Consider the following 21320-nt stretch of genomic DNA (forward strand, 5'->3'; position numbering starts at 1 on the left):
GCGAAAACAAGAAAAAGGGTGGGACGTCGGTCGATCAGACCGCCAGCGTCTCCACCCTTTTTTGCTGTCCAGCCGGAGTTTGAATGAGCGTCACCACATCGGGTATCCAGTCGAAGTCGAGCCGTCGCGCCGTCAGGCATTTCGTCGAACTCGTCAGTTCGATGCGCTTCGCCATCGCATTGCTGGTCATTCTGGCGATCGCGAGCATCATCGGCACGGTGCTCACGCAGGAGGACCCGTATCCCAATTACGTGAATCAGTTCGGCCCGTTCTGGGCGGACATCTTCCGCGGTGTGAGCCTCTACAACGTGTACAGCGCGTGGTGGTTCATGCTGATCCTGATCTTCCTCGTGATTTCGGTGTCGCTGTGCGTCATCCGCAACAGCCCGAAGATGATCGCGGACATCAAGAGCTGGAAGGATCGCGTGCATGAAGGCGGCCTGCGCGCATTTCATCACAAGGGCGAGTTCACGGTTGCGACGAACCCCGCGCAAACCGCCGCCACGCTCGAGCGCCTTGCCGTGAAGATGGGTTATCGCACCGTCACGCGGCAGACCGACAACGGCGCGACGCTCATCGCGGGCAAGCGCGGCGCGATGACGAAGATCGGCTATATCTCAGCGCACGTCGCGATCGTGGTGATCTGTATCGGCGGCCTGCTCGACAGCAATCTGCCCATCAAACTGCAGATGTGGATGTTCAACAAGACGCCGGTCAGCAGCAATGCCGTCATCAATGACATTCCGCCGGAGCATCGGCTCTCGACGTCGAACCCGACGTTCCGCGGCTACGCGTGGGTGCCGGAAGGCCAGTTCGTCGGCACCGCGATTCTGAACCAGCAGGACGGCTCGATCATCCAGGACCTGCCGTTTTCGATCCAACTGAACAAGTTCATCGTCGATTACTACTCGACGGGCATGCCGAAGCTCTTCGCGAGCGACATCGTCGTGATCGATCACAAGTCGGGCAAGCGCATTCCGGCGCGCGTCGAGGTGAACAAGCCGTTCACCTATGACGGCATCTCGATCTATCAATCGAGTTTTCAGGACGGCGGCTCGAAGCTCGACATGACCGCCTGGCCGATGACCGGCGGCAGCGCGAAGACCGCGCCGTTCAGCGGCACGATCGGCGGCACGGCGCCCATCGGCACGCAATTCAAGGGCGCGCAGGGCGAAACCGTCGAATTCACCGATTTCCGCGCAATCAACGTCGAAAACATGACCGATGGCAGCGGTGCGCCGGATGCGCGCGGCGTCGGCAAGAAGGAAACGCTGCGCGACGCCTTCGACGAGCGCCTCGGCTCCGGCGCGAAAACATCGAAGCCGACGGATCTGCGCAATATCGGCCCGTCGGTGCAGTACAAGGTGCGCGGCACGGACGGCCAGGCACGCGAATACAGCAACTACATGCTGCCGGTCGATGTCAGCGGTCAGCGCATGTTTCTCGCGGGCATGCGCGTGAGCCCGAACGATCCGTTCCGCTATCTGCGCATTCCCGCCGATGAACAGGGCACGGTCAAGCAATGGATGGATTTGCGCGCCGCGCTCGCGACGCCGGCGACGCGCGCGGAAGCGGCGCATCGGTTCGCGCTGCGCTCGGTGCCGGCGGAAAACGCCGAGTTGCAAAAGCATCTCGAAGAAAGCGCGATCCGTGTGCTGAATCTCTTCGCGGGCGTCGATGAAACCGGCAAGCCGGTCTCGAATGCTCAGATGATTGGTGGTTTCCAGGGCATTGCGATGTTCATCGACAAATCGGTGCCGAAGGGCGAGCAGGAAAAGGCGGCGGGTCTGCTGATGCGCATGCTCGAAGGCGCGATGTGGGACGTATGGCAGATATCCCGAGAGCAAAACGGCCTTCCGGAAGCTAAAGTGGATGAAAAGAACTCCGCGTTCGTGCAGTCGTCCATCAACGCGCTGTCCGACAGCTTTCTGTACGGTTCGCCGGTCTTCCTGCAACTGGACAACTTCAAGCAGGTGCAAGCTTCGGTATTCCAGTTGACGCGCGCGCCGGGTAAAAATCTGGTGTATCTTGGCAGCCTTCTGCTGGTGGTCGGCATTTTCGCGATGTTTTACGTGCGCGAACGCCGGCTCTGGTTCTGGCTCAAGGATTCGGGGCAGGGCGGCGCGAGCGTGCTGATGGCGATGTCCACCGCGCGCCGCACGTTCGATTTCGAGAAGGAATTCGTGCGCACCCGCGCGCAGATCGCGGCGGCGCTCGGCGTGAAGCCGGTCGAACCGGCTGATCCGTCCCCGACCTCAGGCGCATCCACGGCGCAAACGCAATCCGAAGCCACGGGCTCGGAAGTCTCGACACGGTAAGATCATGGACCTTTCTCAAACCTCCTCTCACGCACCTGCCAAGACGGAACGTCCTGCGCAGGGCGGCTTGCCCGATGTCTCCGCGTTCGACGACCGTCCGTTTCTGCGGCGCCTGACGCCGGTCGACTGGCTCTTCGCCCTCGCGATGGTCGCTGGCGCGGGTTTCGCGCTCAATCGCTATCACGCGTACATGGACGTGTACGACATGGCCGTGCTGATCGGCGCGGTGCCGACGTTCGTCGTGCTCGGCTGGCGCTGGAAGCCGGTGCGCCTTCTGATCGCGATGATCGCGGTGCTCGCGCTGTTTTCGATCCAGCTTTATCAGCACGATCTCGCGCGCGCCGACACCAATTTCTTCCTCAAGTACTTCCTGTCGAGCCAGTCCGCGATTCTCTGGATGAGCGCGCTCTTCATCCTCGCGACGCTCTTCTACTGGATCGGCCTCGTGACGCGTTCGCAGACCGGCGGCGCGATCGGCTCGCGCATGACGTGGGTCGCGGTGCTGATGGGCTTCACCGGCCTGATGGTGCGCTGGTACGAGTCGTACATGATCGGCACGGACGTCGGCCATATTCCGATTTCAAACCTCTACGAAGTCTTCGTGCTGTTCTGCCTGATCACGTCGCTGTTCTATCTCTACTACGAGCAGCATTACTCGACGCGGGCGATGGGCGCGTTCGTGCTGCTCGTCATCAGCGCGGCAGTCGGCTTTCTGATGTGGTACTCGATCGCCCGCGACGCGCAGCAGATTCAGCCGCTCGTGCCCGCGCTGCAAAGCTGGTGGATGAAGATCCACGTGCCGGCGAACTTCATCGGCTACGGCAGCTTCGCGCTTTCGGCGATGGTCTCCGTCGCGTATCTCGGGAAGCAGCGTGGGTTCATGGCGGACCGTCTGCCGTCGCTCGAAGTGCTCGACGACGTCATGTACAAGTCGATCGCGGTCGGTTTCGCGTTCTTCACCATCGCGACGATCCTGGGCGCGCTGTGGGCGGCAGAAGCGTGGGGCGGTTACTGGAGCTGGGACCCGAAGGAAACGTGGGCGCTGATCGTGTGGCTGAATTACGCGGCGTGGCTGCACATGCGCCTGATGAAGGGGCTGCGCGGCGCGGCGGCGGCGTGGTGGGCGCTCACCGGCCTGATCGTGACGACCTTCGCGTTCCTCGGCGTGAACATGTTTCTGTCGGGCTTGCATAGTTACGGCAAGCTTTGATCGGCCGCATCGAACGAGAGAAAACCGCTATGCGTTGCGCTGGCGGTTTTTTTTCGTCAGGCGATGGAATACGGGCATCCAATCTGCTGTTTGTCCGTATATGAACGAAGGAGCAACGCCTCATGTGGATCAGACGAAATCGTCATTTTTATGGCGATGACATCCCGGGTCATGAAATCACGCCGCGCGACGTGTTCGAGAGCCGTCGCCGCGTGCTGCGCTCGATCGGTGCGATGGGCATGATGAGCGCGACGGGCCTCGCGCACGCGACGACGACATCGCCCGATGCGAAAGGCCAGAAGCTGGCCGCGACGACCAATCCGAAGTTCGTCGCGCTCGACAAGGCTACGTCGCTCAAAGACATTACGACGTACAACAACTTCTACGAATTCGGCACCGACAAGGGCGATCCCGCCGAACATGCCGGCGCGTTGCGTCCGCGGCCGTGGAAGGTCTCTGTCGAAGGCGCGATCAAGAATCCGAAGGTCTACGACATCGGCGATCTCCTCAAGCTCGCGCCGCTCGAAGAACGCGTGTACCGGCTGCGTTGCGTCGAAGGCTGGTCGATGGTGATTCCGTGGATCGGCGTGTCCTTGTCCGAACTCATCAAGCGCGCCGAGCCGACGGGCAGCGCGAAGTACGTGCAGTTCATCACGCTCGCAGATGCGTCGCAGATGCCGGGACTCTCGACGCCGATCCTCGAATGGCCGTATTCCGAAGGCCTGCGCATGGACGAGGCGATGAACCCGCTCACGCTGCTGACGGTCGGCCTGTATGGCGAAGTGCTGCCGAATCAGAACGGCGCGCCGGTGCGCGTCGTCGTGCCGTGGAAGTACGGCTTCAAGAGCGCGAAGTCGCTCGTGAAAATCCGCTTCGTCGAAAAGCAGCCGCCGACGAGCTGGAACCTGTACGCGCCGAGCGAATACGGCTTCTATTCGAACGTGAATCCGAACGTCGATCATCCGCGCTGGAGTCAGGCGACGGAACGCCGCATCGGCGAGGACGGCTTCTTCGCGCCGAAGCGCAAGACGCTCATGTTCAATGGCTACGGCGATCAGGTCGCGTCCCTGTATCAGGGCATGGATCTGAAGAAGAATTTCTGAACGATGTCCTCCGCTTCTCAGATCAAGAGCACGCGCGTCGCGACGGCACCGCGATGGATCGTTCCGGTGAAAGTCGCCGTGTTCATCGCGATGCTGTATCCGCTCGCGCGTCTGATCTTTCTCGGCGCGAACGGCGGATTGGGCGCGAATCCGATCGAGTTCATCACGCGCTCGACGGGACTCTGGACGCTCGTCTATCTGTGCACCACGCTCTCGATCACGCCCGTGCGACGCCTGACCGGCGTGACGGCGCTCGCGCGTTTTCGCCGGATGATCGGACTCTTCGCGTTCTTCTTCGCCATGCTGCATTTCACGACCTACATCTGGTTCGATAAATGGTTCGATGTCGCCGAGATGGTGAAGGACATCGGCAAGCGGCCGTTCATCACGGTCGGCTTCACGGCGTTCGTGCTGCTGATTCCGCTCGCCGTGACGTCACCCAAGGCGATGGTCCGCAAGCTCGGGCGCCGCTGGCAGACCTTGCATCGCACGATCTACCTGATCGCCGCGCTCGCCATCCTGCATTTCTGGTGGATGAAGGCGGGCAAGCACGATTTCGAACTGCCGAAGATTTATGGCTCGATCGTGATCGTGCTGCTCGGCTGGCGCGTGATTGCGTGGCTTCGAGCGCGAACCAGACGTGCATAAAAAAAAGCGACGCTATTCGAGCGTCGCTTGTTTCATCGAAGCGCGAAGCTTCAGTCCGGCAGGATCGATTCTCCGGCGAACAACTGCGCGACCGTCTCGCGCTCGCGCACGAGACGCGCGCGTTCGCCATCGACCATGATCTCGGCGGCGCGCGGACGCGTGTTGTAGTTCGAGCTCATCACGAAACCATATGCGCCGGCAGAGCAGATCGCGAGCAGGTCGCCCGGCTCGATGGCCAGATCGCGATCGCGTCCGAGCCAGTCGCCGCTTTCGCACACCGGACCGACGACGTCGTACTTGTGCGCGTTCGCGTTGCGCTTCTCGACCGGCACGATGCGATGAAACGCCTCGTACATCGCGGGGCGTGCGAGGTCGTTCATCGCGGCATCGACGATGGCGAAGTTCTTTTCCTCGCCCGGCTTCAGGAACTCGACGCGCGTGAGCAGCACGCCTGCATTGCCGACGAGCGAGCGTCCCGGCTCGAAATACACTTCGCGCTGGCCGTGGCCGCGCTTCTCGATGTGATCGAGCAGCGTCTTCACGAACACGCCGATATCGGGCGGCGTTTCGTCGTCGTAGGTGATGCCGAGCCCGCCGCCAACGTCTACGTGACGAATGCTCATGCCATCGGCTTCGATCTGCACGACGAGTTCGAGCAGCTTGTCGACCGCATCGAGATACGGACTGATTTCGGTGATCTGCGAGCCGATATGGCAATCGATGCCGACGACATCGAGATTCGGCATCGCATGCGCTTCACGGTACGTTGCGCGCGCATCGCTGAACGCGACGCCGAACTTGTTCGACTTCAGGCCCGTGGAAATATAAGGATGCGTTTTCGCATCGACGTCGGGATTCACACGCAGCGACACGGGCGCTTTCTTGCCGAGCGACTTCGCCACTTCGTTCAGCGCGTGCAGTTCGGGAATCGATTCGACGTTGAAGCACTTCACGCCCGCTTCGAGCGCCTCGCGCATTTCTGCGGCCGTCTTGCCGACGCCGGAAAACACGGTGTTCTCCGCTTTGCCGCCCGCCGCGAGCACGCGCGCGAGCTCACCCGACGACACGATGTCGAAGCCCGCGCCCATGCGCGCGAACACGTTGAGCACGGCGAGATTGCTGTTCGCCTTCACCGCGACATGCACGGTTGCCTTGCGGCCCGCGCAGGCGTCGGCGTAAGCGTGATAGGCGCGTGAGAGCGCATCGCGCGAATAGACGTAGAGCGGCGTGCCGAACTGCTCCGCGAGCGACACGGCGGAGACGCCTTCGGCGTGCAGCACGCCGTCGACGTAATGGAATGCGGAATCACTCATGCGTGGAATCGGGTTGCGCCAATGAAGGCGTTAAGACTTGCGGATCAGTAAGCAGACGATGCGGCTTTCGGCGCCGATGCAGCGTTGGGTGCGGCATTCAGACCGGTCTCCGGCGAGAGCGTCAGCGGCTCGCCCGACGTATCCGGAACGCTGCCCGTGCGCGATGCCGTCTCGCTGCCCGGAGTGACATTCGAAGGCGGCGTATTCTGGAGATCGTTGGGACGTTGCGGTAGCGGCGGGACTGTCGGCAGATAAAGCGAGCCGCGTTGCCCACAACCGCCGAGCGAGAGAGTGGCTGCGGCGCTCAAGGCCAAAGCCGCTACAATCGCGCTCATCCTGAAAACGACTCGCATGACCGTCCCTATACGTTTAATCGATGGAGTTTAGCATGACAGACCAGGAATACCTGACGCTGGCGGAGGCCGCGCTGACGGCCATCGAGCGCTCGGTGGACGCAGCCGAGGCCGATATCGAATTCGAGCGCAGCGGCAATGTGCTCACGCTGGAATTCGAAAATCGCACGAAGGTGATCGTCAATCTGCAGCCGCCGAAGCACGAGATCTGGCTCGCGGCGAAGGCGGGCGGATTCCACTACAAGTACGTCGATGGCGCATGGCGCGATACGCGCGACAACAGCGAATTCTTCGCCACGCTGACCAAGTATTCGACCGAGCAGGCCGGCGAGCCGGTCCGCTTCAAGGCGTAATTCAAGGCGTAAAAAAAGCGAGCGGGTCTTTCGACCTCGCTCGCTTCGATCGTCGCAAGGGCGCGCTTACTGCCCCTTGAACAGATTCATGATGTCCTGCTTTTCCTGTTCGCCGACTTCCGGCGCGGGCGCCGTCACGCCGGATACGCCTTCCTGCGGCGGCGCCTGACTGACACCGATCGTCGCGACGAAGCCGTGGCCCGGCGTCATGTCGTCGAAGTACAGTTCGTTGCCGAGCGACGTGATATCGGGCGGCATCAGCGGCTTGTACTCGGGTACGCCCTTGAGCGCTTTGCCCATGTAATCCATCCACACCGGCAGCGCGAGACCGCCGCCCGTTTCCTTGTCGCCGAGGCTGCGCGGATTGTCGTAGCCGATCCACGCGATCGCCACGAGCGTGCGCTGATAGCCGGCGAACCATGCATCGCGCGAATCGTTCGTCGTGCCGGTCTTGCCGGCGAGATCGCCACGCTTCAACTGGTTCGTCTTCGCGCCCGTGCCGTGCTGCGCGACGCTCTGCAACAGACTGTTCATCACGAACGCGTTGCGCGGCGTGATGGCGAGCGGCGCGCTCTGCTGCGCGACGAGCGGCTGCGGATGCGATACGACGCGGCCGTAAGGATCGGTGATGTCGGCGATCAGATACGGATTCACGCGATAACCACCGTTCGCGAACACCGCGTAGCCCGCCGCCATCTGCAACGGCGTGACGAGACCCGCGCCGAGCGCCATCGGCAGATAGGCGGGATGACGGTCCGCGTCGAAGCCGAAACGCGTGATGTACTGCTGCGCGTATTTCGTGCCGATATGACTCAGGATGCGGATCGACACCATGTTCTTCGATTTCTGCAGCGCGGAGCGCATGCTCATCGGGCCGTCGAAGCCGCCGCCGTAGTTCTTCGGCTCCCACGCCTGGCCGCCGGTCTCGGCCGCGCTGAAGAAGAGCGGGCCGTCGTTGATGATGGTCGCGGGCGACAAACCCTTTTCGAGCGACGCCGAATAGATGAACGGCTTGAAGCTCGAACCCGGCTGGCGCCACGCCTGCGTGACGTGATTGAACTTGTTCTTGTTGAAGTCGAAGCCGCCGACGAGCGCGCGGATCGCGCCGTCCTGCGGGACCATCGAGATGAACGCGCCTTCCACTTGCGGCAGTTGCGTGATGACCCAGTTGCCGTCGTCGTCCTTCATGAGCCGCACGATCGCGCCCGGACGAATACGCGCGTTCGGTTGCGCTTTCGGGCTGAGCGCGAACTGCACGAAGCGCAGATCGTTGCCGGCGATCGTCGCCGTATTGCCGTCGATGAAGCTCGCCTTCACTTCCTTCGGATTCGCCGACGTCACCACCGCCGCGACGATCTCGCCATTGTCGGGATGCTCGGCGAGCGCGTCGTCGATGGCCTGCTCACGGTCGTCGGCATCTTTCGGCAGATCGATATAGCCTTCCGGCCCGCGATAGCCGTGGCGGTGCTCGTAGTCCATCAGACCCTTGCGCACCGCGCGATAGGCGGCGTCCTGATCGGCGGAATCGATCGTCGTCACGACGTTCAGGCCGCGCGTGTAGGCTTCCTCGCGGTACTGCGCGTACATCATCTGACGGACCATTTCCGCGACGTACTCGGCATGCACGCTGAACTCGCGGCCCTGTCCCTTCACGACGAGCGCCTGCTTCACGGCCTGCTCGTACTGGTCCTGCGTGATGAAGTTCAGCTCGTGCATGCGTTGCAGGATGTACTCCTGCCGCACCTTCGCGCGTTTCGGATTGACGACCGGGTTATACGCCGACGGCGCTTTCGGCAGACCTGCGAGCATCGCGGCTTCTGCGAGCGAAATGTCCTTCAGATCCTTGCCGAAATAGACGCGCGCCGCGCTTGCGAAGCCGTACGCGCGCTGCCCGAGATAGATCTGATTCATATAGACCTCGAGAATCTGATCTTTCGTCAGCGCGCGCTCGATCTTGTAGGCGAGCAGCATCTCGTAGATCTTGCGCGTGTAGGTCTTTTCGCTCGACAGGAAGAAGTTGCGCGCGACCTGCATCGTGATCGTGCTCGCGCCCTGCGATGCGTGGCCGTTGGTCAGTGCGACCGTGCCCGCGCGCAGGATGCCGGTGAGATCGACGCCGCCATGATCGTAGAAACGCGCATCTTCGATCGCGAGCACGGCTTTTTTCAGATGATCGGGCACGTCCTGAATGCGCACGACGCTGCGGCGTTCCTCGCCGAATTCACCGATCAGAAGGTGATCGGCCGTATAGATGCGCAGCGGCACCTTCGGCTTGTAGTCCGTGAGCGCCTCGAGCGAAGGCAGGTTCGGCATTGCGACGACGAGCGCGTAGCCGAGGACGAGACCCGCGCAGACGACGAGGGCAAATACGCTGACGCCAAAACCGAGGAGAAGCCGCGCCCACCACGGGCGCCTGGCTTTCTTGTGCCCTTCGGGCGGCGTGGACGGGGGGGTGTTCGGGGAAGAGGATTGCATAGCACCACCAAAAACGGTCCCGCGATTATAGCCGCCCGGATTTGGGACATTTCTGAGCGGTCGCGGCGCATGCGGCCGTCACGTATGCCTGCCGCTGTCTTCAAGATACGCGCGATCCGGTCCGGAAGCATCGGGATATCGCGCGCGTTGGCCGTTCGGCCGAGTGTTCGCCGCCGATGACGCTCGCGACAATTCTTCCCCATCAGGCGCCCGAACGGTTCGGCGCGCGATTGAACGGAAGGAGTCGGTCATGAGTAAGGAAAAAGCGCCGCGCGGCGCGATGCTGACGGTCACGCGGCGCTATGCGGCGGGCATCGACGTAAGTGAGGACGCGGTGCGGCTCGCGGTCGTCAGTAGACGATTGCGCGCGAACGCGGCGGTGTGCGTCGAGCATCTGGAGACGGTGGCGTTGCCTTCGGGCGCGGTGGTCGATGGCGATTTCATCGATCGTGCGGCCATCGTGAGGGCGTTGCGCGAAGCGTTCGCGCGCCTGCCGGAAACCGGTGCATGGCGGGCGCTGCGCTGCGCGATGGGTTTGCCCGCGTCGGCGACGCTCACGACGCAGGTTCCGCTCGCTCGTCTGATAGATGTTCACGATCACTTCGCGGGCAACATCGGCGGCGACCCGCGCGGCTTTCTCGAACCGGCGGTGCTCGCCGAAGCCGAGCGCGCCGCGGGCATCGAGCGCGGCGCGCTGGCTGTGGACTGGTCCGTGCAGGCGCGCGAGGACGGCGAGGCGCAGGTCGCGATCGCGGCCACGGCGCGGCGGCATGTCGAGGCGCGCGTCGAGACGGCGGCGGAGGCGGGCATCGCGCTGTCGGCCATCGACGGAGAGCCGGCAGCCGCGTTGCGCGCGATGCGCCATGCCGGCTCGACCGAACTGGACGCCGACGCGCGCTATCTCGTCTGCTGGCTGGAAAGCACCGGCTTGCACGGCTGGCTCGTCGGCTCGCGCGGCGTCGAGAGCGAGCTGCGCTATCCCTCGCCGGAGCATCGGAGCATCGCCGAGGCGCTTCACGATCTCGTCGGGCAGGACGCGCCGCTCGATTGCATATACGTCGGCGGGCAGATCGAATTGCTGGCGCATGCGTGCGTTCCGGTTCCCGCGCTGGGCAAGACCTTCGGCTGTCCGGCGCTGCCCTTCGAGGCCGCGCCGTATTGCAACGGCGCATCGGGCGTTTCGTCCGCGTATAAGCATTCGCCGCGTTTCGCCGTCGCGTTCGGACTCGCACTGCGCGAGGTGATGCAATGAACGCAGTCATGCTCGATGGATTCAACTTGCTGCCGTATCGCGCGCGCAGGCGCCGTGAGATGCGGCGTCAGCGGCTCGCGCTGCTTGGCGCCGTGACGCTGGCCGGTTGCGCGGCCGTCGGCGCCGTGGCTGGCTGGGACGCGTTCGAGCGCGCCCGCCTGGATGAGCGGCGCGTGGCGCTGGAGACGTCGTTGCGCGCATCGGGCGCCCAGATCGACGAACACGCGCGGCTCCTTCGCGCGGAAGCTGAACGGCGTCGCGCGCGCGAGGCCGCGCAGCCGCTGGCTTTGCCGCGCGAGCGCTTCCTGGCGCTGCTCGAAGCGCTGGCGGAGGCGCCGCCGCAGCGTGGCATTGCGCTGCAACGCGTGTCGCAGCGAACGGACGAGGTCGAGCTTGCCGCGCTCGCGCCCGATTCGCAGGCGGCAGCGCTTTGGCTCAAGCGGCTGGAGCGGCTGCGCGGCGTGCAGTCGGTGGAAGTGATCGAGATGAAGCGGCGCGCGGACTCGGCTGCGCCGGGCAAGCGCGCTGCATCGACGGCGATCGAAAACCGTCCGGCGCATTTCGAATTCGTCGCGCTAGTGCGCTATGCGCCGGATCATTCGCGCGATCAGGCCGCGTCGCGTCAGGCGCGGCCTGTATTGACGGCCGTGCGGGGGAACTGACCATGAGCACGATTCCGATGAACTTCCGGCTGAGGAAGCAATCTCGCGGTGCGCAGTCCATCATGCAGCCGGTCGATGAATGGTCGGGGCTTCGAACCGCGTGTGTCGCGTTTGCGTTGGGCGCGCTCGTGTTCGGCGCAGGGCTGCGAGCGTTGCGGATGTCCGACGCGAGCCAGCTCGAAGCGAGCCGGGCCGCATGGGCGGCGGCGCAGGCGAAGGCGCAGGACACGGGGCGCATCGCGGCAGAGCTGCCGGCGCTGCGTGCGCGGGTAGCGTCGGGCCGGCTGGAGCCGGAACACTGGAGCGCCGCCGACGCGTTGCGCGCCGTTGCCGATCTCGCGGCGCAAAACGGGCTGCGCGTTTCGGGCATCGAACCTGTCGCGATCAAGGGCGGCGATCCGAAGGCGCGCGAGCCGATCCCGGAACGCGCGCTCAAACTGCGCGCCGACGGCACGTTCGCGGAAGTTCGACGTTTCCTCGATGCGCTCGCCGGCCTGCCGCGGCTCGTCGTGCCCGAAAACGTGCAGATTCGACGGCAGGCGGGCGGGCTCGCCGTCGAAGCGACGCTGCGCATCTTCGAAACGCTGCCGTCGGTGTCGCCCGTCGCGGCAGCGCGCGCGGACGCGTTCGTCGTCGATCCGTTCGGCAACGCGGATGCGGCCGTGCAGGGCGGCGACATCCTGCTCGTCGGCACGTTCGTCGGACGCAGGCGCGCGATGGCGCTGCTGCAAAGCGGCCGCGACATCGATGCCTTCGCGCCGGGGCAGAAGATTGGCGACGAATGGCTCGGGCGCGTCGTGCCGCGTGCGATCGAGCTCGCTGGCAACGACGGCGTCGCGCGCAAGCTGACGTTCGCGGAGGATCGCAAGTGAACCGGTTCGCGCAGCTTTCACGCCGATATATCGCGCCGGGCGTGGCGGCGCTGTTGCTCGCACACGCGTCGCTGGCCGCCGAAAGCGCGGATGCGGTCATCGCGCCGCTGCCGCCGCTCCCCGCATCGCTCGACGAGCAGCCTGCGGATCAGATCGCGATCGACGCGGCTCCCCCGCAACCAGCGGTTCAAGGCGCGGACGCCGCCAAGCCGGCAGCCGAAGCCGTGGAAGCGCTCGAAGGACCGCCGGTCCCGCTGCCGGCGCCCGAACGCCTGAGCAGCGCCCAATCCGGCGGCAACGACGGCAAGCCGATCACGCTCGACCTGAAAAACGCGGATCTGAGCGCCGCGCTGCATGCGTTTGCGCGCTTCACGGGCCTGAACATCGTCGCGAGCGAGAAAGTGCGCGGACAGGTGTCGATGAATCTCGTCGCCGTGCCGTGGCGGCGCGCATTCGACACGCTGCTGGAAGTCAACGGCCTCGCGATGGAACAGCATGGCAACCTGATCTGGGTCGCGCCGATCGCGGAACTCGCCGCGCGCGAGAAGCTGCGCTTCGAGGCCCACGCGCGCGCCGCGGATCTCGAGCCGCTCGCGAGTCGTACGTTCGTGCTGCGCTATTCGCGTGCGGAAGAGCTGCGCAAGATGCTGACGGGTTCGGGCAATCAGCGCGTGCTATCCAAGCGCGGCTCCGTCATCGCGGATGCGCGCACGAACCTGCTCTTCGTCACCGATCTCGACGCGCGCATCCAGCAGATCGGCGAACTGATCGCGCTCATCGATAAGCCGACGCCGCAGGTGATGATCGAGGCGAAGATCGTCGAGGGCGAGGCGGGGCTGTCGCGCAATCTCGGCGTCAAGCTGGGCGTCGCGCCGCAAAGCGATCCGGCGACCGGGCTCGCGGGCGGGAAGGACGGTGTGGTATACGATCTGTCGGCGGGGCCGATCAACGGTTTCGACGCGGCGACCGCCGGGCTGACGCTGTTCGTCGCGCAGGCCACGCGGCTGCTCAACGTCGAAGTGAGCGCGCTGGAAGCGGAAGGGCGCGGACAGATCGTATCGCGTCCGCGCGTCGTGACGGCGGACCGGGTGAAGTCGGTCGTCGAGCAGGGCATGGAAGTGCCGTATCAGGCGAAGGTCGGCAACGGTATGTCGGGCGTGCAGTTTCGGCGCGCAACGCTCAAACTGGAGGTCGAGCCGCAGATCACGCCGCATGGCCACGTCATTCTGGATCTCGACATCACGAAGGACAGTCTCGGCGAGCAGACGGCGAACGGCCCGGCCATCCACACCAAGCACGTCCAGACGCGCGTGGAAGTGGAAAACGGCGGAACGGTCGCGATCGGCGGTATTTATTCCAACGACGAGCGCGACGACGTGACTGGCGTGCCGGGTTTGTCGAAGCTGCCGCTGATCGGCTGGCTGTTTCGTCACGACGCGCGGCGCAGCTCGAAAAGCGAACTGGTCATATTGATTACGCCACATGTGATAGCGAGCGGCGGCTGAGCGCAGCCACAAAGGGGCGCGACTCGACAAAGCGGGCGGTTTGCCCTTAAGCTGCCGCACGAACGAATTGCATCGAACTGGAAGGGAACCGAGTTGCAGGAAGGGCACGCGAACGCGAACATTTTTTTCGTCGGACTCATGGGGGCGGGTAAGACCACCGTGGGCCGTGCGGTTGCGCGCCGTCTGCAGCGCTCGTTCATCGATTCGGATCTGGAGATCGAAGCGCGCACGGGCGCCCGGATTCCGGTGATCTGGGAACTCGAGGGCGAGGACGGGTTTCGTCAGCGTGAGGCACATATCATCGATGAGCTGTCGCAGCGCAACGGCATCGTGCTCGCAACGGGCGGCGGCGCGGTGCTGCGTCCCGAGAACCGCGAACATCTGAAGAATCGCGGCATCGTCATTTATCTGCGCGCGAATCCGCACGATCTGTGGCAGCGCACGCGGCGCGACAAGAATCGCCCGCTGTTGCAGACCGAAGACCCGCGCGGCAAGCTCGAAGCGCTTTTCCACACGCGCGATCCGCTGTATCACGAATGCGCGCACTTCGTTGTGGAAACGGGGCGGCCGACCGTGAACGCGCTCGTGAACATGGTCCTGATGCAACTGGAGGTCGCCGGCGTCGTCAAACCGGCCTGAAGATCACATGTCCGCCATGAATATAGTCAACGTCGAACTGGGCGAGCGCGCCTATCCCATTCATATCGGTGCGGACCTGATCGGCCGCAGCGAACTTTTCGCGCCGCATATCAAGGGTGCGTCCGTGGCGATCGTCACGAACTCCACCATCGATCCGCTCTACGGCGACCAGTTGCGTGCGGCGCTCGAACCGCTCGGCAAGAAAGTGACGACGGTCGTCCTTCCTGACGGCGAGGCGCACAAGAACTGGGAAACGCTCAACAAGATCTTCGATGCGCTCCTCACCGAACGTGCCGACCGCAAGACGACGCTGATCGCGCTCGGCGGCGGCGTCGTCGGCGACATGACCGGCTTCGCGGCTGCGTGCTACATGCGCGGCGTGCCGTTCATCCAGGTTCCGACTACGCTGCTGTCGCAAGTCGATTCGTCTGTCGGTGGCAAGACGGGCATCAATCATCCGCTCGGCAAGAACATGATCGGCGCGTTCTATCAGCCGCAAGCGGTGATCGCGGATATCGGTGCGCTGCGGACTTTGCCGGAGCGCGAGCTGGCCGCGGGCATCGCCGAAGTCATCAAGACGGCCGCGATCAAGGACGCCGATTTCTTCGAGTGGATCGAAGCGAACATCGACGCGCTCAATCGTCTGGACGAAAACGCCCTCGCGCACGCCGTGAAGCGCTCGTGCGAGATCAAGGCGTCGGTGGTGGCGTCGGACGAGCGCGAAGGCGGGCAGCGCGCGATCCTTAATTTCGGCCATACCTTCGGCCATGCGATCGAAGCCGGTCTCGGCTACGGCGAATGGCTGCACGGCGAGGCGGTCGGCTGCGGCATGGTGATGGCGGCGGACCTGTCCGTGCGCCTCGGCAAGCTCGACGAAGCCGCGCGCCAGCGTCTCGTGCGCGTGATCGAAGCGGCCAGGCTGCCAGTCACGGCGCCCAGGCTCGGCGACGACCGCTACGTCGATCTGATGAAGGTCGACAAGAAAGCGGAAGCCGGCGAGATCAAATTCATTCTGCTGACCCGCTTCGGCGCGACCGAGATCACGAGCGCGCCCGATCAGGCGGTGCGCGCGACGCTCGCAGCCAGCGTCTGATCCGCGCGAGCGGCGGCTAATACGACGAAGCACCACGACGAAGCGGAGCAGCCGGTGAGCGAAAAAGAACAGCAACTTCCGCCGGGCGCGCCGTCGTCGCTCGCGCTCGAGGCGCATCTCGCGCCGTACGCCGCGCATTCGTCGCAATCGCGCGGGCGCAGATTCGCCGAAGCGCCGCCCGCCGCGCGCACCGAGTTCCAGCGCGACCGCGACCGCATCGTGCATTCGACCGCGTTTCGCCGGCTCGAATACAAGACGCAGGTCTTCGTCAATCACGAAGGCGACCTCTTCCGCACGCGGCTCACGCACAGTCTCGAAGTCGCGCAGATCGCGCGTTCGGTCGCGCGCAATCTGCGGCTGAACGAGGATCTCGTCGAAGCGATTTCGCTCGCGCACGATCTCGGCCACACGCCGTTCGGCCACGCCGGACAGGATGCGCTGCACGAATGCATGCGCGATCACGGCGGCTTCGAGCACAATCTGCAGAGCCTCGCAGTGGTCGATCAACTCGAAGAGCACTACGGCGCGTTCAACGGCCTGAACTTGTGCTTCGAAACGCGCGAAGGCATTCTCAAGCATTGTTCGCGTGAGAACGCGCGCAAGCTCGGCGATCTCGGCGAGCGCTTTCTCACCGGCAAGCAGCCTTCGCTCGAAGCGCAGATCGCGAATGTCGCGGATGAAATCGCGTACAACAATCACGATGTCGACGACGGCCTGCGCTCCGGCCTCATCACGCTCGAACAGCTTTCCGAAGTGAGCCTGTGGCACACGCATTTCGATGCCGCCCGCGCCGATTATCCGAACATCGAAGGGCGCAGGCTGATTCACGAGACTATCCGCCGCATCATCAATACGCTGATCGTCGATCTGATCGAGTCGACGAGCCGCAATCTCGAACGCGTCGCGCCGCAATCGCTCGACGATATCCGCAAGGCGCCGTCGCTCGTCGCGCACAGCGATGAAGTCGCGGCTCAGGCGGCGCAACTCAAGCGCTTTCTGTTCAAGAACCTGTACCGGCACTATCGCGTGATGCGTATGGCGAACAAGGCGAAGCGCGTCGTGACGGGCCTGTTCGAAGCCTTCACCGATGACCCGCGTCTTCTACCGCCTGCATATCAGGCGCGCTTGCCAGTGGCGGAGGAATCGGCCAACGATGCGCCTTCATTGAGCCATGACAGCTCGCAGGCGCGGCTGATCGCGCATTACATCGCCGGCATGACGGATCGCTACGCATTGAAAGAGTATCAACGCCTGTTTGTCATCGACAACAACTAAGATCGCGCGTTTCTAAGCGCGAATCCTCAAAAGGAGACTCATCGATGAGCTGCAAGCCCTTGTTCCGCTCGATCCCGGCGGCCGCCGTTCTCATGTTCGGCGCCGCCACGGCCGCACACGCCGCGACGGAAATCCAGTTCTGGCACGCGATGGAAGCCGCGCTCGGCGAGCGCGTGAGCGACATCGCCACCGACTTCAACAAGTCCCAGAGCGATTACAAGATCGTTCCCGTGTTCAAGGGCACGTATGACCAGACGCTCGCGGCGGGCATCGCGGCGTATCGCAGCGGCAATGCGCCCGCGATCCTGCAAGTCTACGAAGTCGGCACAGCGACGATGATGCAGGCGAAGAAAGCCGTCATTCCCGTCTCCGATGTGTTCAAGCAGGCAGGCGTGCCGCTCGACGAAAAGGCATTCGTGCCGACCATCGCCGGCTATTACAGCGACGCGAAGACCGGCCATCTCATCTCGATGCCGTTCAACAGCTCGACGCCCGTTCTCTACTACAACAAGGACGCGTTCAAGAAGGCCGGGCTCGATCCGAATCAGCCGCCGAAAACCTGGGCCGACGTCGAAGCCGACGCGAAGAAGCTGAAAGCCGCGGGTTACTCGTGCGGTTATTCCTCGGGATGGCAGAGCTGGATTCAGCTCGAAAATTACAGCGCGTGGCACGCCGCGCCGTTCGCGACGAAGAACAACGGCTTCGACGGCCTCGACGCCAAGCTCGAATTCAACAAGCCGCTGCAGGTCGCGCATATCCAGTTCCTGCAGAACATGGCGAAGGAAGGCACGTTCACGTATGTGGGCCGCAAGGACGAGCCGGTGTCGAAGTTCTATAGCGGCGACTGCGGCATCATCACGAACTCGTCGGGCTCGCGTGCGACCATCGCCAAATACGCGAAGTTCGATTACGGCGTCGGCATGATGCCGTACGACGCGAGCGTGAAGGGCGCGCCGCAGAACGCGATCATCGGCGGCGCGAGTTTGTGGGTGTTGTCGGGCAAGGACCCCACCGTCTACAAGGGCGTCGCGAAGTTCCTCGCGTATCTGTCGACGCCGGAAGTCGCCGCGAAATGGCATCAGGACACGGGCTATCTGCCGGTCACGCAGGCCGCGTATGAGCTCACGCAGAAGCAGGGCTTTTACGACAAGAATCCGGGCGCGGACATCGCGATCAAGCAGATGATGAACAAGCCGCCGCTGCCGTTCACGAAGGGCCTGCGTCTGGGCAACATGCCGCAGATCCGCACCATCGTCGATGAAGAGCTCGAGCAGGTCTGGGCCGAGAAGAAGACGCCGCAGCAAGCGCTCGACGCATCAGTGCAACGTGGCGACGAACTGCTGCGCCGTTTCGAAAAAACCGGCAATTAAAGGTCACTAAGCGCATGCGCCCGTGCTGAAAAAGCGCGGGCGCTTCTGGATAAGCCAAGCATGGAAAAACGCTCTCGTTTCGATACGAGTGTCTTGCCGTATCTGCTCGTCGCGCCTCAGCTCGCAATCACCGCGCTGTTCTTTCTGTGGCCCGCGGGCGAAGCGCTCTGGCAGGCCACGCAAAGTCAGGATGCGTTCGGCACGTCGAGCGAGTTCGTCGGGCTCGCGAACTTCAGGCAGTTGTTCGCCGATCCGCTGTACCTGTCGTCGTTCAGCACGACGATGATCTTCTGCGCGCTCGTCACCGTGTCGGGGCTCGTGATCTCGCTCTTGCTCGCCGCGTGCGCGGATCGCGTGACGCGCGGCGCCAAGGCGTATCAGACGCTGCTCATCTGGCCGTATGCGGTGGCGCCCGCTATCGCCGCGGTGCTGTGGTCGTTTCTGTTCAACCCGAGCATCGGGCTCGTGACGTATGCGCTCGCGAAGCAGGGCATCATCTGGAATCACGCGCTCAACGGCACGCAGGCGATGTTCCTCGTTGTGCTCGCGTCGGTATGGAAGCAGGTCAGCTACAACTTCCTGTTCTTCTACGCGGGCTTGCAGGCGATTCCGCAATCGCTGATCGAAGCGGCCGCCATCGATGGCGCCGGACCCGTGCGGCGCTTCTTCGGCATCGCGTTGCCGTTGCTGTCGCCGACGAGCTTCTTCCTGCTCGTCGTGAATCTCGTGTACGCGTTCTTCGATACCTTCCCCGTCATCGATGCCGCGACCGGCGGCGGTCCCGCGCAATCGACCAAGACGCTCATCTACAAGATCTTCGCGGAAGGTTTCCAGGGGCTCGACATCGGCAGCTCGGGCGCGCAGTCCGTCGTGCTGATGGTGATCGTCGTCGGGCTGACGGTCGTGCAGTTCCGCTTCGTCGAACGCAGGGTGCAATACTCATGATCGAAAACCGCCGCGGCTTCGATATCTTCTGTCACGCGGTGCTGCTGCTCGGCGTCGCCATGATCGTGTTTCCGGTGTACGTCGCGTTCTGCGCTGCTTCGATGAATTCGAAGGAAGTCTTCAGCGTGCCGCTCTCGCTGATTCCCAGCTCGCATCTTTTCGAGAACATCGCGCACATCTGGACGCACGGCAGCGGCAACGCGGCGGCGCCGTTCGGTCTCATGCTGCTCAACAGCCTCGTGATGGCGCTCGTGATTTCGATCGGCAAGATCGCGGTGTCGATCATTTCCGCGTACGCCATCGTCTTCTTCCGCTTTCCGATGAAGAACCTCGCGTTCTGGCTCATCTTCATCACGCTGATGCTGCCTGTCGAAGTGCGTATCTTCCCAACGGTCGAAGTCGTTTCGTCGATGCATCTGTCGAATACTTATGCCGGATTGACGCTGCCGCTGATCGCCTCCGCGACCGCAACGTTTCTCTTCCGCCAGTTCTTCATGACGCTGCCCGACGAACTGATGGAAGCGGCGCGCATCGACGGCGCGGGGCCGCTCCGATTTTTCTGGGACGTCGTGCTGCCGCTCTCGAAGACGAATATCGCGGCGCTCTTCGTCATTACGTTCATCTACGGCTGGAACCAGTATCTCTGGCCGATCCTCATCACCAATCAGGTGTCGCTGCAGACGGCGGTGGTCGGCATCAAGAGCATGATCGCGTCGGGCGATACCGCGACGGAATGGCATCTCGTGATGGCCGCGACGCTGCTCGCGATGCTGCCGCCGCTCGCCGTCGTGCTGACGATGCAGCGCTGGTTCGTGCGCGGCCTCGTCGATTCCGAGAAATAAAAACATGGCTGCGTTGAATCTGAAAAGCGTCAAAAAGACTTACGACGGCGCGAACTACGTGCTGCATGGCATCGATGTGGCGATCGAAGACGGCGAGTTCGTCGTGATGGTCGGACCGTCGGGCTGCGGCAAGTCCACGTTGCTGCGCATGGTCGCGGGTCTCGAGTCCGTGTCCGAAGGCGCGATCGAAATCGGTGGCAAGGTCGTGAACAAGCTGGAGCCGAAGGATCGCGACATCGCGATGGTCTTTCAGAACTACGCGCTCTATCCGCACATGAGCGTCGCGCAGAACATGGCGTATGCGCTCAAGATCGGCGGTTTCGAGAAGAAGATCATCGACGAACGCGTGACGAACGCTGCGCGTATCCTTGAACTCGAACATTTGCTGGCGCGCAAGCCGCGCGAGTTGTCGGGCGGGCAGCGGCAGCGCGTCGCGATGGGCCGTGCGATCGTGCGCGAACCCGCAGTGTTTCTGTTCGACGAGCCGCTTTCGAATCTCGACGCCAAGCTGCGCGTGCAGATGCGCCTCGAAATCCAGCGCCTGCATGCGCGGCTCGCGACGACGAGCCTGTATGTCACGCACGATCAGATCGAAGCGATGACCCTGGCGCAGCGCGTCATCGTGATGAACAAGGGGCACGCCGAGCAGATCGGTGCGCCGACCGAAGTGTACGAACGTCCGGCGACGGTGTTCGTCGCGAGTTTCATCGGGTCGCCTGCGATGAATCTGCTCGAAGGGCGTGTGTCGGAAGACGGCGCGACTTTCATCGTCGCGGGCGATGGACCTTCATTGCCGGTATCCGGCGTGAATAGCGCGATGCATGGGCGCGAGTGGATCATCGGCATTCGTCCGGAACATATGACGCCGGGCATCGATAACGCCGCAACCGTCACGCTCGATGTCGATTCGGCGGAGTTGCTCGGCGCGGACAATCTCGCGCATGGCAGATGGGGCAAGCACGATGTGGCGGCGCGCTTGCCGCATGAGCATCGGCCGCGGCGCGGCGAGCGGTTGAACGTGTCGTTGCCCGCGCGGCATCTGCATTTTTTCGATCCGTCGACGGGACTGCGCGCGAACTAATGGAGGCGATG

The 21320-nt window shown here is 63.5% G+C and carries 19 protein-coding genes; 16 read left to right on the forward strand and 3 right to left on the reverse strand.

Annotated elements, in window-relative coordinates; all coding sequences use genetic code 11:
• The first annotated feature begins 83 nt into the window (after positions 1 to 83).
• From AWB74_RS25530 to msrQ, 4 genes are all read left to right on the forward strand, one after another.
• Positions 84 to 2318 (forward strand): cytochrome c biogenesis protein ResB, encoded by a 2235-nt coding sequence (locus tag AWB74_RS25530; protein WP_061149460.1) that lies wholly within the window; start codon positions 84 to 86, stop codon positions 2316 to 2318.
• A 4-nt stretch (positions 2319 to 2322) separates the two neighbouring features.
• A complete protein-coding gene (ccsB, locus tag AWB74_RS25535) occupies positions 2323 to 3528 on the forward strand; it encodes a c-type cytochrome biogenesis protein CcsB (protein WP_061149461.1) in 1206 nt (401 codons plus the stop codon).
• Between the two features lie 122 nt (positions 3529 to 3650).
• Positions 3651 to 4631, forward strand: a complete 981-nt coding sequence (gene msrP / locus AWB74_RS25540) for a protein-methionine-sulfoxide reductase catalytic subunit MsrP (RefSeq protein ID WP_061149462.1) — start codon at positions 3651 to 3653, stop codon at positions 4629 to 4631.
• A 3-nt stretch (positions 4632 to 4634) separates the two neighbouring features.
• A complete protein-coding gene (gene msrQ / locus AWB74_RS25545) occupies positions 4635 to 5279 on the forward strand; it encodes a protein-methionine-sulfoxide reductase heme-binding subunit MsrQ (RefSeq protein ID WP_061149463.1) in 645 nt (214 codons plus the stop codon).
• A gap of 50 nt (positions 5280 to 5329) precedes the next feature.
• Here msrQ and lysA read toward each other — a convergent pair whose 3' ends face one another.
• On the reverse strand, positions 5330 to 6592 hold the full coding sequence (gene lysA, locus AWB74_RS25550; RefSeq protein WP_061149464.1) for a diaminopimelate decarboxylase: 1263 nt from the start codon (positions 6590 to 6592) through the stop codon (positions 5330 to 5332).
• 44 nt (positions 6593 to 6636) lie between these two features.
• The gene (locus AWB74_RS25555) at positions 6637 to 6945 is read right to left on the reverse strand and encodes an LPS-assembly lipoprotein LptM domain-containing protein (protein ID WP_061149465.1); all 309 of its coding nucleotides are present in this window, start codon (positions 6943 to 6945) and stop codon (positions 6637 to 6639) included.
• Positions 6946 to 6980: 35 nt separating this feature from the next.
• On the opposite strand from AWB74_RS25555, the gene cyaY reads away from it, so the two are divergent.
• Positions 6981 to 7298: an iron donor protein CyaY gene (cyaY, locus tag AWB74_RS25560; protein WP_061149466.1), complete on the forward strand. Its 318-nt coding sequence runs from the start codon at positions 6981 to 6983 to the stop codon at positions 7296 to 7298.
• Positions 7299 to 7364: 66 nt separating this feature from the next.
• Here cyaY and AWB74_RS25565 read toward each other — a convergent pair whose 3' ends face one another.
• Complete coding sequence (locus tag AWB74_RS25565; RefSeq protein WP_061149467.1) at positions 7365 to 9773, reverse strand: penicillin-binding protein 1A; 2409 nt, start codon at positions 9771 to 9773, stop codon at positions 7365 to 7367.
• 250 nt (positions 9774 to 10023) lie between these two features.
• Between AWB74_RS25565 and pilM the strand changes: the two genes are divergently transcribed.
• The 11 genes from pilM (at position 10024) to AWB74_RS25620 (ending at position 21309) form a co-directional block, all read left to right on the forward strand.
• Positions 10024 to 11025: a type IV pilus biogenesis protein PilM gene (gene pilM, locus AWB74_RS25570; protein WP_061149468.1), complete on the forward strand. Its 1002-nt coding sequence runs from the start codon at positions 10024 to 10026 to the stop codon at positions 11023 to 11025.
• Entirely contained in the window at positions 11022 to 11687 is a 666-nt protein-coding gene (locus AWB74_RS25575) for a PilN domain-containing protein (RefSeq protein WP_061149469.1), read from the forward strand. Before pilM ends, AWB74_RS25575 begins: the two co-directional genes overlap by 4 nt.
• 2 nt (positions 11688 to 11689) lie before the next feature.
• Entirely contained in the window at positions 11690 to 12559 is an 870-nt protein-coding gene (gene pilO, locus AWB74_RS25580) for a type 4a pilus biogenesis protein PilO (RefSeq protein WP_061149470.1), read from the forward strand.
• Complete coding sequence (locus tag AWB74_RS25585) at positions 12556 to 14064, forward strand: type IV pilus secretin PilQ (protein ID WP_061149471.1); 1509 nt, start codon at positions 12556 to 12558, stop codon at positions 14062 to 14064. Before pilO ends, AWB74_RS25585 begins: the two co-directional genes overlap by 4 nt.
• A gap of 93 nt (positions 14065 to 14157) precedes the next feature.
• Complete coding sequence (locus tag AWB74_RS25590) at positions 14158 to 14703, forward strand: shikimate kinase (RefSeq protein WP_061149472.1); 546 nt, start codon at positions 14158 to 14160, stop codon at positions 14701 to 14703.
• Positions 14704 to 14719: 16 nt separating this feature from the next.
• Positions 14720 to 15796 (forward strand): 3-dehydroquinate synthase, encoded by a 1077-nt coding sequence (gene aroB / locus AWB74_RS25595; RefSeq protein ID WP_061149515.1) that lies wholly within the window; start codon positions 14720 to 14722, stop codon positions 15794 to 15796.
• Positions 15797 to 15850: 54 nt separating this feature from the next.
• Positions 15851 to 17071 (forward strand): deoxyguanosinetriphosphate triphosphohydrolase, encoded by a 1221-nt coding sequence (locus tag AWB74_RS25600; RefSeq protein ID WP_061149473.1) that lies wholly within the window; start codon positions 15851 to 15853, stop codon positions 17069 to 17071.
• A gap of 44 nt (positions 17072 to 17115) precedes the next feature.
• Positions 17116 to 18441: a sn-glycerol-3-phosphate ABC transporter substrate-binding protein UgpB gene (ugpB, locus tag AWB74_RS25605; RefSeq protein WP_061149474.1), complete on the forward strand. Its 1326-nt coding sequence runs from the start codon at positions 17116 to 17118 to the stop codon at positions 18439 to 18441.
• A 60-nt stretch (positions 18442 to 18501) separates the two neighbouring features.
• The gene (ugpA, locus tag AWB74_RS25610; protein WP_061149475.1) at positions 18502 to 19386 is read left to right on the forward strand and encodes a sn-glycerol-3-phosphate ABC transporter permease UgpA; all 885 of its coding nucleotides are present in this window, start codon (positions 18502 to 18504) and stop codon (positions 19384 to 19386) included.
• Positions 19383 to 20228: a sn-glycerol-3-phosphate ABC transporter permease UgpE gene (gene ugpE / locus AWB74_RS25615; protein WP_061126129.1), complete on the forward strand. Its 846-nt coding sequence runs from the start codon at positions 19383 to 19385 to the stop codon at positions 20226 to 20228. Before ugpA ends, ugpE begins: the two co-directional genes overlap by 4 nt.
• A 4-nt stretch (positions 20229 to 20232) precedes the next feature.
• The gene (locus AWB74_RS25620) at positions 20233 to 21309 is read left to right on the forward strand and encodes a sn-glycerol-3-phosphate import ATP-binding protein UgpC (protein WP_061149476.1); all 1077 of its coding nucleotides are present in this window, start codon (positions 20233 to 20235) and stop codon (positions 21307 to 21309) included.
• Positions 21310 to 21320 lie beyond the last annotated feature (11 nt).

Origin of the sequence: Caballeronia arvi (genome assembly GCF_001544695.2) — a bacterium.
GTDB lineage: Bacteria > Pseudomonadota > Gammaproteobacteria > Burkholderiales > Burkholderiaceae > Caballeronia > Caballeronia arvi.